This window comes from Pectobacterium actinidiae, from assembly GCF_000803315.1.
Classification (GTDB): Bacteria; Pseudomonadota; Gammaproteobacteria; order Enterobacterales; family Enterobacteriaceae; genus Pectobacterium; species Pectobacterium actinidiae.
Genome location: NZ_JRMH01000001.1, coordinates 3731620 through 3748134, shown reverse-complemented (window position 1 = coordinate 3748134; position 16515 = coordinate 3731620). Strand labels below are relative to the sequence as shown.

The 16515-nt window shown below is 49.9% G+C and carries 11 protein-coding genes, 2 pseudogenes and 1 CRISPR repeat array; of the genes and pseudogenes, 4 read left to right on the top strand and 9 right to left on the bottom strand.

The annotated features are described in order from the left end of the window. Positions 1 to 11: 11 nt before the first annotated feature. The 4 genes and pseudogenes from csy2 to cas1f all read right to left on the bottom strand — a co-directional run bounded on the left by csy2 (position 12) and on the right by cas1f (position 6572). On the bottom strand, positions 12 to 944 hold the full coding sequence (csy2, locus tag KKH3_RS16155; protein WP_039361445.1) for a type I-F CRISPR-associated protein Csy2: 933 nt from the start codon (positions 942 to 944) through the stop codon (positions 12 to 14). Continuing rightward, positions 941 to 2275: pseudogene (csy1, locus tag KKH3_RS16150) on the bottom strand (type I-F CRISPR-associated protein Csy1). The gene csy2 and the pseudogene csy1 overlap by 4 nt, the downstream one beginning before the upstream one ends. A 23-nt stretch (positions 2276 to 2298) precedes the next feature. After that, positions 2299 to 5595, bottom strand: coding sequence for a type I-F CRISPR-associated helicase Cas3f (gene cas3f / locus KKH3_RS16145; protein WP_039361443.1), 3297 nt, complete (start codon positions 5593 to 5595; stop codon positions 2299 to 2301). After that, entirely contained in the window at positions 5592 to 6572 is a 981-nt protein-coding gene (cas1f, locus tag KKH3_RS16140; protein ID WP_039361441.1) for a type I-F CRISPR-associated endonuclease Cas1f, read from the bottom strand. Before cas1f ends, cas3f begins: the two co-directional genes overlap by 4 nt. Before the next feature lie 294 nt (positions 6573 to 6866). Then, positions 6867 to 8997: direct repeats of the CRISPR family, unit length 28 nt; unit sequence GTTCACTGCCGTATAGGCAGCTTAGAAA. Positions 8998 to 9290: 293 nt separating this feature from the next. On the opposite strand from cas1f, the gene KKH3_RS21935 reads away from it, so the two are divergent. The 3 genes from KKH3_RS21935 to KKH3_RS21925 are packed head-to-tail and all read left to right on the top strand — an operon-like array spanning position 9291 to position 11000. After that, entirely contained in the window at positions 9291 to 10151 is an 861-nt protein-coding gene (locus tag KKH3_RS21935) for a hypothetical protein (RefSeq protein WP_076995008.1), read from the top strand. Then, a complete protein-coding gene (locus KKH3_RS21930) occupies positions 10144 to 10548 on the top strand; it encodes a DUF1240 domain-containing protein (protein WP_072034545.1) in 405 nt (134 codons plus the stop codon). Before KKH3_RS21935 ends, KKH3_RS21930 begins: the two co-directional genes overlap by 8 nt. Positions 10549 to 10595: 47 nt before the next feature. After that, a complete protein-coding gene (locus KKH3_RS21925; RefSeq protein ID WP_072034544.1) occupies positions 10596 to 11000 on the top strand; it encodes a DUF1240 domain-containing protein in 405 nt (134 codons plus the stop codon). Here the strand turns inward: KKH3_RS21925 and tssD are convergent. After that, positions 10960 to 11333 (bottom strand): annotated as a pseudogene (gene tssD / locus KKH3_RS16125) (type VI secretion system tube protein TssD); the annotation flags it as partial. The gene KKH3_RS21925 and the pseudogene tssD overlap by 41 nt on opposite strands. Before the next feature lie 292 nt (positions 11334 to 11625). Between tssD and KKH3_RS16120 the strand changes: the two are divergent. Beyond that, a complete protein-coding gene (locus tag KKH3_RS16120; protein WP_039361437.1) occupies positions 11626 to 13266 on the top strand; it encodes an ABC1 kinase family protein in 1641 nt (546 codons plus the stop codon). 19 nt (positions 13267 to 13285) lie between these two features. Here the strand turns inward: KKH3_RS16120 and KKH3_RS16115 are convergent, their stop codons facing one another. The 4 genes from KKH3_RS16115 to KKH3_RS16095 all read right to left on the bottom strand — a co-directional run bounded on the left by KKH3_RS16115 (position 13286) and on the right by KKH3_RS16095 (position 16474). After that, positions 13286 to 13786, bottom strand: a complete 501-nt coding sequence (locus KKH3_RS16115) for a M48 family metallopeptidase (RefSeq protein WP_039361435.1) — start codon at positions 13784 to 13786, stop codon at positions 13286 to 13288. An 84-nt stretch (positions 13787 to 13870) separates the two neighbouring features. After that, positions 13871 to 15064 carry an amino acid aminotransferase gene (locus KKH3_RS16110; protein ID WP_039361433.1) on the bottom strand — a complete coding sequence of 398 codons (1194 nt, stop codon included), beginning with the start codon at positions 15062 to 15064 and terminating at the stop codon, positions 13871 to 13873. Between the two features lie 63 nt (positions 15065 to 15127). Next, a complete protein-coding gene (locus KKH3_RS16105) occupies positions 15128 to 15742 on the bottom strand; it encodes a YitT family protein (protein ID WP_039361431.1) in 615 nt (204 codons plus the stop codon). A 252-nt stretch (positions 15743 to 15994) separates the two neighbouring features. After that, positions 15995 to 16474: an Lrp/AsnC family transcriptional regulator gene (locus KKH3_RS16095; RefSeq protein ID WP_039361427.1), complete on the bottom strand. Its 480-nt coding sequence runs from the start codon at positions 16472 to 16474 to the stop codon at positions 15995 to 15997. Positions 16475 to 16515: the final 41 nt, after the last annotated feature.

Here is a 16515-nt window from a genome sequence, read left to right as displayed (position 1 = left end):
TGTCGTCCTTTTTAGTCATCGAATTCGTAGGAAGTGTCTTCTGCTGTTGAATCGGTATCCGCTAATTGGCGGCAGTGATAATCGCCGTTCTGATAGTCGTACTCCCAGAGGATGTGGCGGATATCGCTGATACGGTGTGCGCCTTGCCATTCCCCGATGCCGTAGGTGGCTTCAGCAAAACAGAATGGCGTGTGCGGATCGCGGGTTTTATCGACTTCACCGGGTGCATAAAGCGGCGAAATGGCGCGATAGCCGATCATTAGCGGGATCAGGAAGCCGCCACCACCGGGTTTGGGCTGGTATTGCCACTGTACATTGCTCCCATTGGGATCACGCTCTGCCCGCATTTTTAACGCGGCGAAATCCAGCCAGGCATCGATCAGTTCCGCGTGCGGATTATCCTGCTGTAGCGTCTGGAAATGGTCATGCAGTAGCGATGTGCGATCTTTGAGTACAAAGCCAGGTAACAAACGGCGCATAACTTTACGGGTTTCCGCTGCGTCGCTGGGTAATGACTGAATGGTGACGCGCTCGATATCGACAATCGTGCCGCCCGCCAGCCGCTGGCACTGTGCCTGCTGGGTGAGGAAATCACGCAATGCCGTGGTATCCGCCGGAATCTGTCCCTCGCAGCGGATTAGCAGCGAAACGGTCATGTGCATACGGCCTTCTTCATTGAAGGCAGCGGTTTTCGCCTCTTTGGTCAATGGGTTGCGAGTCAGAGCGAAACTCCGTTCCCAGCTAGAACCGTAGGCGTGTAGCTGATGTTGATGGCTCACCACACCGCAGCCTTCCAGCGTCAACCCGTGGCTGGCCTGTAATTTACGCGACAGCGCATGGGTAAAACCAAGAAAGTGTGTAATAGCGGGGAATCCGTAGGTCAGCCCGGCAATGGCATTGGCGTTTTCGACCTTGATACGATGCAGAATAATCAGCGTGCTCATGCCAGATCCTCTTTCAGTGCGCTTTCCATTTCACGCATCCGGCGCTTGAATAGCGCAGCGCTAGACCATTCGCGGCGTTCGACTTCGCCGAAGATCAACGCTTCATGCTTGAGTCGGCGGTTCAGCCAGCGGCCAAAATCGTAGGCTACGGCTTTTTGCCAGTCACCCGCTTCACGCTCGCGGCGGAAAACCGTATCTTCTTCTGCACGATAGGGATCGAGCCATAGCTGCTGGGCGCGTTTCAGTTCAGATTCTGCGCTCCAGCCGGAAGGCAGATTTTGCACACTGGTGACATAAAAGAAGAGCTGATCGATCAACTGATCGAGATAACGCAGGCGCTGTTGGCGAATGTCGCGATTGTTTTCCACCTCTTTGACGCTAAGCAGAAAGCGCTGCATCTGCGCTAAGGTCGCTCGGGTGTGATAGTCGACCTCGCCGCGTGGACGGAAAATAGAGTCATGCTGCTGTGGTGGTTTTTCAATGCTGTTCCACTGCGGTGGGGCACTGCTGAGCAAATAGGAACGGCCGCTACGGCTGCTATTGAGTGAGGAAATATTTTGTGGCTTGGTGCCCCCCATATTCTGTACTGCCAGATAGGGGTAGCTGATGGAGAGTTGATCGTGCCACTGATTCGCTTTTTGCGCCTGACGAATCGCTTTGGCTTCATCACCAAAGCGCACGGCATTAATCCGCTGATAGAGCGCATGGGCGAGTGAAGAAGAGTAAAGCGGGCTTAACAGATGGTATTCACCGTTTTCTGTTGGGAAATAGATCTGCTTGGCTAGCTTATGCGAACTGGGCTGACGATTGGTAAAGACCTGCTGAAAGCCTGCCAGCCACTGTGCGAGCTGTTCTGGGCTTTCTGCCAGCGCTTCTAATGCACTGTGGTCGCCGCGCTGTAAGGCGGCGACCAGCGAATTACCTTTGTGTTCGGTCTGTAGCAACTTGGCGACATCAAGGGCAGCCGCGTTGCCGACTGCGTCTATGGCGGGCTATGCCAGTGTTGCGGTCGAAAGCGTTTTGGCGTCAGCTACCGTTTCTGCGCTAAAGATGCTGCTGCCTTTGGCATCGCTGTGGGTAAATTTCAACGCGTGAGTGACCAGGCTGATTTGTCCAGCACGGCTGGCGGCATCGGTTAACCAAGCGCGAACCTCATGTTTTTTCTCGATCTCTCGCCGCTTCTCGGCCTGCTCCAATTCCTCAGTGGCTAATGCTTCACCGCTGAGCGTCACGCGTTTCTTCTCTGCCTCTTTATCGATCGCATCCAGCTTGGCCTGCTTTCGATTATTCACGTAGGACACGATGAACTGTGTCAGCCTGTTTTCTTCCATTCCTCCTCCTGTTGTTATTTTTGTCACAGTGCAAACACCCCTAACAGCGGGTGCCAAAGCCAGTCTTTTTCCTCGTCTTCCCGTAGGCGAATTTCGCCGAAGCGTTCGCTAACCCGTTTGAGTTCCCACTGTTTCTCGTCCGCCAGTCGCTGGTATAAGGCGTGGTAGTCGGGATCGACCCATGCACAAACCCCTTCTGCCATGTGCAGTGACGTGGGGCGGATCACATCGCTTTGCTTCCACTTGCTGGGGCCGTCGTCCGGTATCATGAAAACGGCATCGTCGTCGTCGGCGGCGATCCACAGGATGTACGGTTCATCTTTTGTCGATTGACGAAACGGCGTGCGCCGCTGTAATTCACCGTTCCAGTGCGGATGTGCGCGCCACCAAAACGCAGCGGGTGGGCGTTTCAGGTCATCGAGCTTTTGATTTTTGAGGCCAAGCAGCGTTTTTCCTAAAACAGCATGTTCTAACGCCACCAGTGAAAACGGCTTGTTGAGAGGCGCCGGTTGCACAATGCGCGGTGCGGCGTTGAGATGACGGTAGTCCTCCTCCTGCAATAGCTGACGAAGATCATGTGTGGTTAGCGGCTCATCGTCAGATTCAAACCCAGGTTTACAGTACGCGACGTCTTTATCTCTCAGCGCACGAATATTGTGGCTAAGTAGGGTGATATTCGGCGTTTTAGGCACATGTTGTTCATCCTGCCGATGACGTAATATTCGTCCGGCAAGCTGAATAAACGAACGCATTGAGCTGGGTTCGACAATCGCCCAATCGTAATCATGGTCTCTACCGACTTCGGCGACCGAGGTCGCTAATACGACGAAGATATGATGCTGTTGCGGCGCGTTTTCTATCGCCTGACGAATCTCCGCCACCTGCCACAGCGTATCGGCGTCGTGACGTATCAGTGCGGCATCGAGCCGCTGCTCAATATAGGAACGCATCGCCAGTGGGTGTTGGCTGTGATAAATGCAGTAATGAATACAGGTGTCCTGCGGCGAGGGCATAGCAAGTAGCTGATGGGCGACGGCAACCAGCGGATTGATATTCGCCATTCTGACCAGCCCCAGGGAAACGGCTTTGCCGTTCTTGTGTTTCTGATGGTGCTGTAAGTGTAAATCGCGCAGCAGTGGGTGGATCGCCTGCGCGACGGCCAGATGAACATCATCTTTATTTTTACTGGGGCTACTGACGGGCACAATAGAAGCCAGCCGGAGCGGAAGCTCCTCTTTGGTCAGATTCTTCAGCCGCTGCTGAACGAACGCATCATGCTGGGTCATAAAGCCTTTCACGTCGCCGTACTGCTCATGCTGACAATCAAATTCATCAAACCAGCCGCAGCACACGTTAAGCGGCGTATTCGGTGTGCCGTAAGCCTGTTGCCAGGCAGCACGGCCATCAAGATAGGCACCGAACAACGCGCGAATTAACGCGGGTGGCAACGTGGCCGAGGAAAGTAGAACACGCGATCCCAGCATTCCTGCCCAGTTCACCAGTCGGCAGAGCGCGGGAAGATCTTCCAGCCCAAAATCATCCGGTTCATCTAGCACCAGATCGGAGGTCAATAGCCGTAGCATCGGGGCAATTTGGTGGCCGCCGCGCAGACTTTCCGTTGCGGGCATCAGGTGATCGATGGTGGTGATCAGCACTGGTGCACTCAATAATTGATGCAGGGTGGGGCTACGTTCCAGCCACGTCTTTAACCTGCCATCGTCCAGCGAGCCATCGTAACGAACATACTGATGTTCAGAGAACAGCGGATCGGCGGATTCACTACCCGTCTGCGGCGTGTTCTGCTGGCGCGCTTCATTTTCCAACTGCATTTCATGGAGATCTTGCACGGCCTGTGAGCCAATCAGCACCGCTAAGTCGTCTTCATCCAGCGTTAAGCGCTGCCGTAGTGCATCACCCGTTTGTAGCGTCAGCGTGCGCAACCCCAGCGCGACAGAGAAACGACAGCCGAGTGATTCGTCCGACAAGCCATACATAATTCGGGCGTTGGCGAAGGTTTTCCCCCGGCCTGTAGAGGCCATATTGACGCCGAAAAACCCATGCTGCTTGCTGGATTCACGAATGGAACCGGCGAGATCGAATGCGCGATCCTGCCAGCGAAAGCGCGGGTGCGTGCTGCGTTGACGGAATCCTTTGTGGCGAGTAATCGCGGGTAGCGTGTCGCGCAGGTGTGGCAGGCTGCGCCCTAGAAGCAGCGCGTTTTGCCCGACGCCGACGCAGTGCTCGTCCAGCTTCTGTTTATATTCCCTCGTTTTACGATCGGTGTTAGCCCAGACGGAATAAGCCATGTCCTGCCAGCCAACCGTTGCCGCACCAGCCGAATAGTGGTGGTCAGCCAGCATGAGTGCGAGACGCGCCAGATGCACGGTCAACCGTTGATCTAACTGAGCGAAATGCATGAACGAGGGGAGTTTTAGCGCTCGACCCGCAAACTTGCGCGCCTTCTCACGCCAGACGCTGCTGCGTAGCGGTGTGCCATGCGGAAACTGCCAGTTTCGCTCAAGATCGGACGGTGTGACATCAGTCTTGCGATGGTTAAGCGCGTTCCAGCGTGGGGAAAGGTGTTCGGTCAACCAGGTATCCGAATGTCCCAAATCTGGCGCGTTGCTGTTTGGGTCGGGTGTTTTAGGGACGTTAAACACCGGCAGCCGATGGTGCGACACAATCAGCCAGGCGATAACTTGCGCTAGCGGCGGCAGGGTCAGAAATGGCGTGTCGTTAACTGCTGGCGTATCTTGCTTTAGGCTGGCGAGCAAATCGACTTCGGCTTCCGAAGTGATGCTACTGAGCGCGGTTAGCCAGCCTTTGTCATCTTGCTCCCCTACGAATGCCTGAAACAGCCGCAGCGACACCCATTCATGCCGATACGGTTGGCTGCGTGGACCTGTGCTGCTCAACCCCGCCTGAAATAGCGCATTGGCCTTACCGACATCGTGAAATAACCCAGCAATGGCCGCAAGCAGGCTAAACACCTCGGCGCTGTGCCACGGGTTTTCATCTTGCGCGCGCAGAATATCGCGGCTGGTGGTGTTGGTCGGTACGCTCCCCTGTGCATTAAAACGCCGTAAATTACCGACGATCCACAGCAGTTCCGTATGATTCGCACTACGAACCCAGTGACAGGCGACGGCCGTATTGCGACGTGCCGTTTTGCGCAGCAGCTTGCGTAGCGTGTTCAACCCTTCCTGCGTAATAGCGGTTTGCCACGTGCGCTCGCCCTTGCGTTCGGCAAACTGATCCAGTATCCGGCGGGTTTCAACCAGCGCGCGCTTATTGCATTCTGAAATCAGCAGAATGTTCATCGACCCACCCGACTCAGCGTGCTAGCGACATCCTGTAAGCTGCCGATCATCACATCCAGCGCCTCGGATTGTTGAAATGCGGTCAGGCAGCGCTGACGAAATTCTTGCTCATCTTCGCCTTCCATTGCGGCAATAAATGCCTGCGGCAGCACAAGTGCATCTTTAATTAAATCGGCAACGTCGAATACCAGTCCGCCACGGCGAGTTTTACCATGCAACACGGCTAACCCGTGGGGTAGACCCAGCACCCACGTCGAGACGGCGGCCAGCCCGTAAGCCAGATAATTACCGTGATCGAGAAAGCGGTTAGCCAGATCGGTGCCGCCGCCTCGTTTGGCGCGGGTAAAGTCGCCATAGCTCACGGCAGTGGCGGCCAGTTTGTATAGGGCTTTGGTCATCATCGCTTCCTGCACCAGCACGTCATTGCTGGTTTGGCAGTAGGCTAGCCCTTTTTCATAGCGATCAAGAAGCGCCTGAAGATGGTCGGCCTTAAAGGTAAAGCGGGATTCGCGGGATAGGCGCGAGCCCAGCCAGTGCTGACGAATTTGCATTATCCGCACCTGTTGGAAAGCAATGGCGGCGGCCAGCCTTTTCTCATCATCGAACCAAAAACTGACCCAGTCCTGCAAATACTCGGTTGGTCGATATTCGCTCTGCGGCGATAGCCAGGATACCGCCACTTCCGCCTCGTTGGCCGCAAACAGCGGTGTACCGCCGCCGCCACAAAAGCCGACCATGACACCGGCTCTGGCGAACTCCCGCATCGCCGCCTGCGTGACGGAGGTGCCGGTCCCCAGCATCACAACGCTGGTATTGGCGATGGGGATATTCCAGTACAGAGACTGGTTTCCTTCTTCCGTGACATATTCGACACGGCCACCGTTAACGAGAATGCGGCAATGCTGGAGGTAATAAACATTGGCGCGTTTGGAATGCAGAATGGTTTTTAAGTCCGAAGGGCTAAAGGTGTTATCCATAATGTATTTTCTGCCGCAATCGATAATAGCTGTGATACCAGCGAATAAATCGCAGGCTAACTATTTGATAAGAAGAAATATAATCCTCAGAAAACTAACGAAAATCAGACTATCACAAATATTCTGGGAAAATGGTGGCTGCAAAAAATATTACCCAGACGCAGACCCTTTTTATTTGGCCTATTTCACAGGATTAAAAATCAATAAGTTACAGCTGAGCTGAAAAAAAGGGTTTTTGCGGCGAAAACGGCAATTGCTGCTAATAAAACAAATCGTTAGAGTGAGCGGGCTACAGTTCACTGCCGTATAGGCAGCTTAGAAACTAACAATCGCGACTTCCCGGCCGCGTTCATTGTTCACTGCCGTATAGGCAGCTTAGAAAGCGCACGTTCAGCGATGCGGGAACGGCGCTCAAGTTCACTGCCGTATAGGCAGCTTAGAAATTATATCCCAGCGCTCGCAACTTTCTGGCCTGGTTCACTGCCGTATAGGCAGCTTAGAAAGACAATTTGGTGATCGGTTTCTCATTAGCTATGTTCACTGCCGTATAGGCAGCTTAGAAATATCTGCCGGTCAGCGATACGGCCAATTTTACGTTCACTGCCGTATAGGCAGCTTAGAAACGCCTGAGGTGTAACTCCAGCTATTCGGGACAGTTCACTGCCGTATAGGCAGCTTAGAAAGCGTGGAGCCTGGTAAATCTGCTTAGGCAATTGTTCACTGCCGTATAGGCAGCTTAGAAACACTCGCGCATCCTGCGGGTTAGCAGTACCGCGTTCACTGCCGTATAGGCAGCTTAGAAAACCAGCGCATACAACGCGCTAAAGGCGAAAAAGTTCACTGCCGTATAGGCAGCTTAGAAAATCCTGCCGACCGGGTGATATTGCATGACCAGGTTCACTGCCGTATAGGCAGCTTAGAAAAGTCCAACACCGCCAGCCAACCCCGCGAATTAGTTCACTGCCGTATAGGCAGCTTAGAAAGAACAGCCATTTCACCCACTTTGGTGCATCCATGTTCACTGCCGTATAGGCAGCTTAGAAAAACATCGCGGCACGAAACGAGGCACTTTCAGGGTTCACTGCCGTATAGGCAGCTTAGAAAAACACCAGAAGCTATCGCGGCACGAAACGAGGGTTCACTGCCGTATAGGCAGCTTAGAAATGAGTATCAGATCACGCCGCTCTACGCCGCATGTTCACTGCCGTATAGGCAGCTTAGAAAAAACATTTTCGCCATCGGGACGGCAACCGAAGGTTCACTGCCGTATAGGCAGCTTAGAAAAATCAGCTAATAAATCAACTCATAGCAGGAAAGTTCACTGCCGTATAGGCAGCTTAGAAAAGCACCGTGATGACCACGGTAACAAGCTCGCTGTTCACTGCCGTATAGGCAGCTTAGAAAACCAACAGAATTGACTCGAGTTCGATGATGCGGTTCACTGCCGTATAGGCAGCTTAGAAACGGTACTGCGTCGTAACTACACAGCAGACAGTGTTCACTGCCGTATAGGCAGCTTAGAAACCACAGTTGTCTTTCGACACGGCAGCGACTGCGTTCACTGCCGTATAGGCAGCTTAGAAAGTAATGCATCATGCGGGTGATTCGATCAAACCGTTCACTGCCGTATAGGCAGCTTAGAAAAGTTGTCCGGTAAGGATGGTGCAGCATGAAAATGTTCACTGCCGTATAGGCAGCTTAGAAAGGTGATAATTGATGAACGGGTATCACGGATGAGTTCACTGCCGTATAGGCAGCTTAGAAATATGACGATGCGGATATGGCTCGGGCAATGGCGTTCACTGCCGTATAGGCAGCTTAGAAAAACACATTTACAGCGCGAAAAGGCGTTGCCAGGTTCACTGCCGTATAGGCAGCTTAGAAATGGAATAATCCGCTCATCATCCTCTACCAGAAGTTCACTGCCGTATAGGCAGCTTAGAAATGGAAGAAGGCCGCGAATTCGCTGTGCGCGTTGTTCACTGCCGTATAGGCAGCTTAGAAAGCGAACGCAAGGCTCAGTCTGTTCAGTGAGGGGTTCACTGCCGTATAGGCAGCTTAGAAAGGGATAGATTCCGGCATCACGTCAACGTGGCGGTTCACTGCCGTATAGGCAGCTTAGAAAAGATTGTTCACGTACAGCGTAACCGTCAGATCGTTCACTGCCGTATAGGCAGCTTAGAAATGTGAAGGCTGGGACTGCTGTTGGCTCATACTGTTCACTGCCGTATAGGCAGCTTAGAAAGGCCGAATCCGAGTCGTATGGACCGTGCATTAGTTCACTGCCGTATAGGCAGCTTAGAAAAACTTCAAACTCCCGTTTCCCCCATTTACTTGGTTCACTGCCGTATAGGCAGCTTAGAAATCAAGCCCTCGCGTGTAATCCAGCTCGGCAAAGTTCACTGCCGTATAGGCAGCTTAGAAAGTTATCCCACTGCGATTTCACTGCCTATACGGCAGTTCACCTACGACCTTAAGCGCTGCTGTCTGGCTATTATCGAGGTCGCGCTGCACCAAGTACTGAATACGTTTAACCCTTAAATAACACATGTTGATGCCCTTCTTCCGTAACGTTTTTAATTAATGTGTTATTTTTCGGGGAATTAAAAATTGCGTATTAAGCGTTATTCACATTTAAAAACCATAATTTTTCCGTTAAAGTGTTCTTACAGGGAAATAGTACGTTGACTTAAGTCAAATTCAAGGGAGTGAGTGACTGTGAAATACGATCCCGTTTTAAAAACGCTTGTGGATGATGACTATCGGTTAGAGGATCATCTTGATTTTAAAAAGCAGCATGCAGATATTAACTATCAGAAATTACATGCTCAACTAAATGAAATCAATAACGATAATATTCATGCCATATTGACTGCGCAGGAAGCGACGTATTTTCTAAAGACGTTATGTACACCAAACCCTAATGAGTCGTGGAAAACGGCCATTTTTTCCTGTACCGATCCCATCTCGTCGTTTGCCGGAAATATTGCAGAAGCGGTGTCTGTGAGCAGAATCGTGATGGAGATGAAAGGGTTCGGCGTCACGGCAACGGAATATGTCGGGAAAAATGGTAGCAAATACATAAAACTGTCTGGCTATCCGGGAGTAAGAAAGTATTTAGATGGCACCCGATATTTAGTCGGTAATCAAAAAATACTCGACATAGGGATAGGTACAAAAGGCATTGAAAGTGGTATTGCGACTGGAGCAAGGTTCTGTATTGTATTTTCAGGCGCTTATCGAGCCATTGAGTTGATGGTGAAAGACGAATACGCACTAACCGATTTCTTTGTTAATTTAACGATGGATGCGGCAAAACTGGCTGTATCGGTTGGGATTGCATGGGGGGCGAAAATGGCAGCTACCTCGGTAATGGTGGCCACAGGAGGTAGTGTTATTATTATTGCTGGTGGTATATTTTTACTTGGGGTTATTGTCAGTTTTTCATTACTTTGGCTAGATAATAAATATAAAATAAGTGAGACGATAATAAAAAATTTAAAATCACATAAAAAACAGTATACGCCATATCATCCCGATCAATTCTTTCATGCCTGGGGGAGGTACAGTCGTGGTTAAGGTAAATAGACCATTAGCTGGCGCATTTGCAGTTTTTATTTTTCTATTGACATGCTTTACTGGTTGGTTTTCTTTTAATTCATATTTGGATATTTTACAGTTAAATGATGTGATAGTGTTTTCATGGAAAGTTGGGTTGATGGTATTTGGTTCTCCTTTGCTATTCTATTTTTCATATTTATTTTTTTATTCCGCAATAAATAATAAAGTGGCTAAAATTAATAATAAATTTGGAGGGAGGTTGTTTATAATAATGATCGTTGGTGCTGTAATTAGCTCATTCTCATCTTTCTACATGTCTTATAATTTTAGAGATTATGGTTATGAAATATGCCCTAAAATATCTTGGATGGATCCCAATAAGTATGTGAAAGACATTTCTCTTTGTAAAGACTAAAAATGGTATGAGGTAATGCTTGTTCATGCATAGGGGGATAGCCAGTCGTGGTTAAGATAAATAGGCCATTAGTTGGCGCTTTTGCAGTGTTCATTTCTATTATTTCCTGCTGGGGATGTTGGTTTTCTTTAAGTGGGTATTTAGCTTTATTTACATTAAGTGATGTAATCACGTTCTCCTGGAAAGTTGGTGTTCTAGTATTTGCAGCGCCGCTATTATTCTACTTTTCATATTTGGCATTTTATTCAGCAATGAAAAATGAACTGCCAAGAATGAATAATAAGTTAGCGGATAGACTAGCAGTAATCGCTATAATTGGCGCAGTGCTGAGCTTGTTCTTGTCGATATATATGTCACATAGCCTTAGCCACCAAGGCTATGAAACCTGTCCTAAGAACTCCTGGATGGCTCCTAATAAATATGTGAAAAATATCGTTCTTTGTGATGAGTAGTGAGTAACAAGCACACCTGATAAGATGCGCTTGTTATCAAAGGTCATAAATCTTAGAGACTCATTTCCTCCCAAATACTGTAACCCGAGGTGCCTGCGATCTTATGGTTCCATGCTATAGTTTTATATTTTAGCTGGACTTTTCATACGGCATGATGTCGTTGTTATCGATGACGTGTGGATAGACACAGGAGACATCGACAATGCTCGCATCTGTTAAGGTGACTTCATAATAAAGCTCTAACTGCCCAGCAGAATTGACGCGGTAAAAATAAAATGTCACATCGACCTTTCCATTATAAGAGATTGCCATTCCTAATAACGGGGATGATTTATATCAATTATTCGAGTGGAAATAATACGAGGGACGGAATATCAAAGTAAAGTGATCTCTTGTGACATCTCTCGAAAAAGTATGGATTCATTCGCTATATCGAGAGGTATCTTGACTACGGTGTCATGTTGGCCGCTAGGTTTACTGCGCACAGGCAGTTCAGATGCTGGCTTTGAATAACACGCTTGTTCGACTGAACCTCTTGTTAATCAATTTCTTCTGTTTCTTATTCCTAAAATAAAAATTTCCACCATACTTGCAGAAGGTAGAGGAAGAAAGGAAAGAGAAGCGCATGCTAAAACTTATTTTTGTCACGGCCAGAGATAGAAAACGTCTTACTGAAATATCGTCTATTTTGGTTCGTCATGGTTCGCAGGACATTATCCGTTTTCTTGGCTTATCTGAACTGGTGGTGAAGCCTTCATCACCATCCTTTTGCTCCGATATTCCCCTGCCAGAGCGTTTATGTGCCGCGCTTGAAGAATTAGGGCCTACGTTTGTGAAATTAGGCCAGATATTAGCTTCACGCAGTGATTTGCTTGGGCCTGAATGGACAAAGGCACTGAGCAAATTACACAGCAGTGCGACCGCGCTTCCCTGGGATGTCGTTGAACGTATTATGCAGGATTCTCTGGGTACCGAACTTGAGCATGTTTTTTCTTGGTGGGACACCACGCCACTTGCAGCCGCTTCGATAGGGCAGGTTCATCGCGCCCGACTCAAAAATGGTAAAGAGGTTGTGGTCAAAGTGCAACGGCCCGGTTTGGACGAAAAATTACGGGCGGATCTTCGGTTATTACGTTTCCTGGCGGAATCGATTGAAGAACAGAATCATCGGTTAGCGCGTTTTCGTCCGGTACAGCTTGTGTTATTTCTCGATACTGCCCTCACGCAAGAGCTTGATTTTTGCTATGAAGCGGCGAACTACGAAACGGCCATAGCCCAGTTCAAGACTGATCCTGATGTTGTGATTCCCATGGTTTATAAAGACTGGAGTTCTTCAACATTGTTGATCCAGGATTTTCTGGAGGGCGTGTCTCCGACGCTCGCGGTGGCTGCTAGGTCAAATGAGTACGATGGCCCTCATTTGGCACAGATTGGGGCAAAAGCATTTATGAAAATGGTATTTGAGTACCGTTTTTATCATGCGGACCCTCATCCTGGAAATGTCATGATTTTGCCGGAGAATAAAGTCGGTTTTATTGATTTTGGTATGGTGGGGCGACTCAGTGAAGCTCGCCGTGATGAATTGCTCTCATTTCTCTATGCCATCAGTGAAAGCGACAGTCGTGGTATTGTTGATGCGCTAATTGGTTGGAGTCATGCATCAGAATTAGATATTGAGGAATTAGAACTTGCGGCGGCGTTTTTCCTCGATCGCCAAGGATGTTTCCCATTGCAGTTGGGAAAAGCACTGACGGATATATTCACAACCGCACGCGAATTCCAGTTAACCTTACCGCCAGACCTCGTCTTGTTATTTAAGGCCTTGATAACGGCAGATGGCGTATTACAGCGGCTGGACCCCGAGTTTGACATTATAAGAACGTTGCGCCCAATGCTGCGCAAGCATATGTTTAAAAGGGGAAAGACATTTTTCAGTCAACGCAGTTTGATCAAACTCGGTCATCAATTGGGGCATTCAGCTTCAGACCTACCACAAACTCTACATTTGGTTCTAAAACGTTTGCAGCATGGTCGGGTAAAAGCCGATATCTCGCTTACGAATTTGGATAAGCTAGGTGTGGCCTTGGAAAGGGCGGCGGTTACGCTGGCGATTGCGATTATTACCGCTGTTTTAGCGTTAGTACTGGGAGCGTGGATGATCCTGACCGATCTCCATTTAGCTGGGATTCCTCTTCTGCCAGTTATCAGTGGTAGCGGTGTATTAGCCGGTATGGTCTGGTTAATCTGGCGCTTACGGGGAAGGTAAACAGCGATAATTGCGATGTTTACTCACAAAGATGTTGTTCTCGCCAGTTCAGCCAGATTCGCATATCAAATTCCAACTGGTGATAATCAGGATCCATATGACAACAAAGTTGGTAGAAGGCCTTGTTGTGGTCTTTTTCTTTGAGATGGGCGAGTTCGTGTATCACGATCATCCGTAGGAAATCTTCCGGCCCGTCACGGAATAGCGTCGCTATTCGGATTTCGTTATTGGACTTTAATTTTCCCCCCTGCACGCGTGCCACAAAGGTATTGGTTCCCAGCGTTCCTTTTATCGGATTCTGTTTGTTGTCGTAGAGCACCTTTGATATTGCGGGGGCGTTTTTTAGATAACGCTGTTTCAGCTCGGCGACAAATTGATAGAGCGACTTGTCACTCTGGATCGGATGGCGGTCAGGGTATTTTTTTTCCAGCCACAAGCCAAGTTTGCCTTGATCGAGGAGAGTTTGTACTTGTGCAACAATCGCTGGAGGATAGCCGTTCAGATAGCGTAGTTGGGTCATGGAATTTTTATCACACAGGCCACCAATTTAACCGAGTTGTACACTATCGCATCGGTTAAATCAGTGGCGTTGTCATTTTACGATTTACTGGATCGCGGCGAAAGCGGCGGCGACGCGCTGGACGTTGCTGTGGTTCAGTCCCGCCATACACATACGGCCGCTGGCGATCAGGTAGACGCCGAATTCTTCACGCAGACGATCAACCTGCTCCGGGCTGAAACCGGTATAGCTGAACATGCCACGCTGAGTGAGCAGGTAGTCAACGTTGCGGTTCGGCAGCGCGTTTTTCAATGCGGAAACCAGCTCCTGACGCATGCTCAAAATGCGGGTGCGCATCTCTTCGACTTCCGCTTTCCAGTCGGCGTTCAACTGCGCGTCATTCAGAACCTTAGAAACGACCTGTGCGCCGAAATTCGGTGGGGAAGAGTAGTTGCGGCGGACGGTTGCTTTTAACTGGCCCAGCACGCGTTGTGCGCTGTCGGCATCGTCACACACCACGGAAAGGCCGCCAACGCGCTCGCTATACAGTGAGAAAATTTTGGAGAACGAGTTGGCGATGAGTGCCGGAACGCCCGCGCTGGCAACGGCGCGAATCGCGTAGGCATCCTGCTCAATCCCGAGGCCAAAGCCCTGATAGGCGATATCCATAAACGGAATGAGCTCACGCTGAATGATAACTTCAATAACGCGATCCCACTGTTCGGTGGTGAGGTCGGAACCGGTCGGGTTGTGGCAGCACGGGTGTAGCAGCACGATGCTGCGCGCTGGCAACGTTTGCAGGGTGGCAAGCATGGCGTCAAATTTCACGCCCAGGCTTTCGCCATCGAAATACGGGTAGGTGTGAACGTTAAAGCCCGCGCCCTCAAAGATTGCAATATGGTTTTCCCATGTTGGATCGCTGACCCACACTTCTGAGTTCGGGAAGTAGCGCTTCAGGAAATCCGCACCCACTTTCAGCGCACCGGAACCGCCTAGCGTCTGGATAGTCGCGATGCGACCGGCTTCCAGCGCCGCGTGGTTTGCACCAAACAGCAAGTGTTGGATCGCGGTACGGTAAGGCTGTAACCCTTCCATCGGCAGATAAGAGCTTGCGCTCTGTGCTGGCTGTTTCAGGCTGCTTTCTGCTGCGCTGACGGAGCGCAACTGCGGGATAATATTTTGCTCGTTGTAGTAGAGCCCGATACTCAAATTGATCTTATCCGCTCTTGGATCCTGTTTGAATTTTTCCATCAGAGACAGGATAGGATCTCCGGCATAGGTATCAACGTTTTGAAACACAGTGTAGCTCTCCTGAGTGTGTCATTTTATGGGTACCGCAACCCCGACGATGGTGGGGGACAATCAGGCCGCGTAACGGCCGGGGCGATGGTTCATCGCGATAATCAGGTTCAGAATGGTTGCCCCCAGAATCGAAGCAATCAACATCGGTATGCTTACCACGAACAGGGAAGTCAGCACAATCACAACGTCAACGCCCATCTGGAGTTTTCCTGCCCGCAGGCCGTATTTATCCTGAAGATACAGTGCCAGAATATTCATTCCGCCGAGGCTGGCCTTATGACGGAACAGCACAACGAAGCCGATTCCGGTGATGATATTGCCGAACAGCGTGGCGTAGAACGGATTGAGCTGATCGAAATGAACGAACATCGGGTGCAGGTCGGAAAACAGGGAAACCAGCCCGACCGCGCTGAAGGTTTTTATGGTGAATTCCCACCCCATGCGCCGTACCGCCAGATAATAGAAAGGCAAATTTAGCAGAAAGAACGCGACGCCAAATGAGACGTTGGTCAGATAGTGGATAAGGAAAGCGATGCCTGCGGTGCCACCGGTGAGTGCGCCAGCCTGACGCAGCAAAATGATGCCAAATGACACCATCAGCGTGCCGATCAGGATCGCCAGAATATCTTCCAGCAGCGTGTGTGATATTTTTTGTGTGGGAATAACGTTATCCATGGTGAGCACTCAACGGATTATCGGAAAAACATGTGCTTACCAAAGCAAGAATCGCACCAGATAGTACCACGCAGCGGCAAGTTTGCGCGAAAGATCAGCAATAATCATAGCAACGTATTGAATTATATGAATGAAAAATTATGCGCAATTTGTGCGTTAATTATTATTAATTCGGTTGGTTTGTGCGTTTTTTTTATTTTTTTTGCGTGATTTGATTATTGTTCTGCACCAAATAAAGGAGACTGCCCCAATTTAGGGCAATGCAGGTGGCTCTGGCGTCATCAAACCGTTTTCTTTGAGGCGGTTCAATACCACGGACGTTTTCAGGTGTGCAACGCTCTTGTTCTGCGACAGAATCTGACTAATCAGCGCGCTGAGACCGGGCAGATCCGCTACGGCGACTTTCAATAGATAATCCGCATCGCCCGTGGTTTTATAGGCGTCAATGATGGCGTCCACTTCTCCCAGCATCTGATGAAAGCGTTCAACATATTCATTGGTGTGGTTGATCAACCGCACTTCAATCAACCCCAGGCATTCCAGCCCGACCGCGTTCGGTGACAGGCGAGCATGATACCCGAGAATTAACTGTGCCTGTTCCAGCGCAATGCGACGCCGGGAACACTGTGAAGCGGAAAGCCCAACCAGATCGCTCAATTCCTGATTGGTCAGGCGGCCGTTAGTCTGTAGTAGCGTCAGGATTTTCAGATCGAAATCATCAATGGTGTACATCGCGTTTCCTAAGCAGTGTCAGGCAGTGAGCCAAACAGACT

Coding starts and splice junctions, on each gene's coding strand:
- KKH3_RS16105 (WP_039361431.1), bottom strand. CDS start 15,742: ATGGATAACGTTATTCCCACACAAAAAATATCACACACGCTGCTGGAA.
- KKH3_RS16120 (WP_039361437.1), top strand. CDS start 11,626: ATGCTAAAACTTATTTTTGTCACGGCCAGAGATAGAAAACGTCTTACT.
- cas1f (WP_039361441.1), bottom strand. CDS start 6,572: ATGGATAACACCTTTAGCCCTTCGGACTTAAAAACCATTCTGCATTCC.
- KKH3_RS16095 (WP_039361427.1), bottom strand. CDS start 16,474: ATGTACACCATTGATGATTTCGATCTGAAAATCCTGACGCTACTACAG.
- cas3f (WP_039361443.1), bottom strand. CDS start 5,595: ATGAACATTCTGCTGATTTCAGAATGCAATAAGCGCGCGCTGGTTGAA.
- csy2 (WP_039361445.1), bottom strand. CDS start 944: ATGAGCACGCTGATTATTCTGCATCGTATCAAGGTCGAAAACGCCAAT.
- KKH3_RS16115 (WP_039361435.1), bottom strand. CDS start 13,786: ATGACCCAACTACGCTATCTGAACGGCTATCCTCCAGCGATTGTTGCA.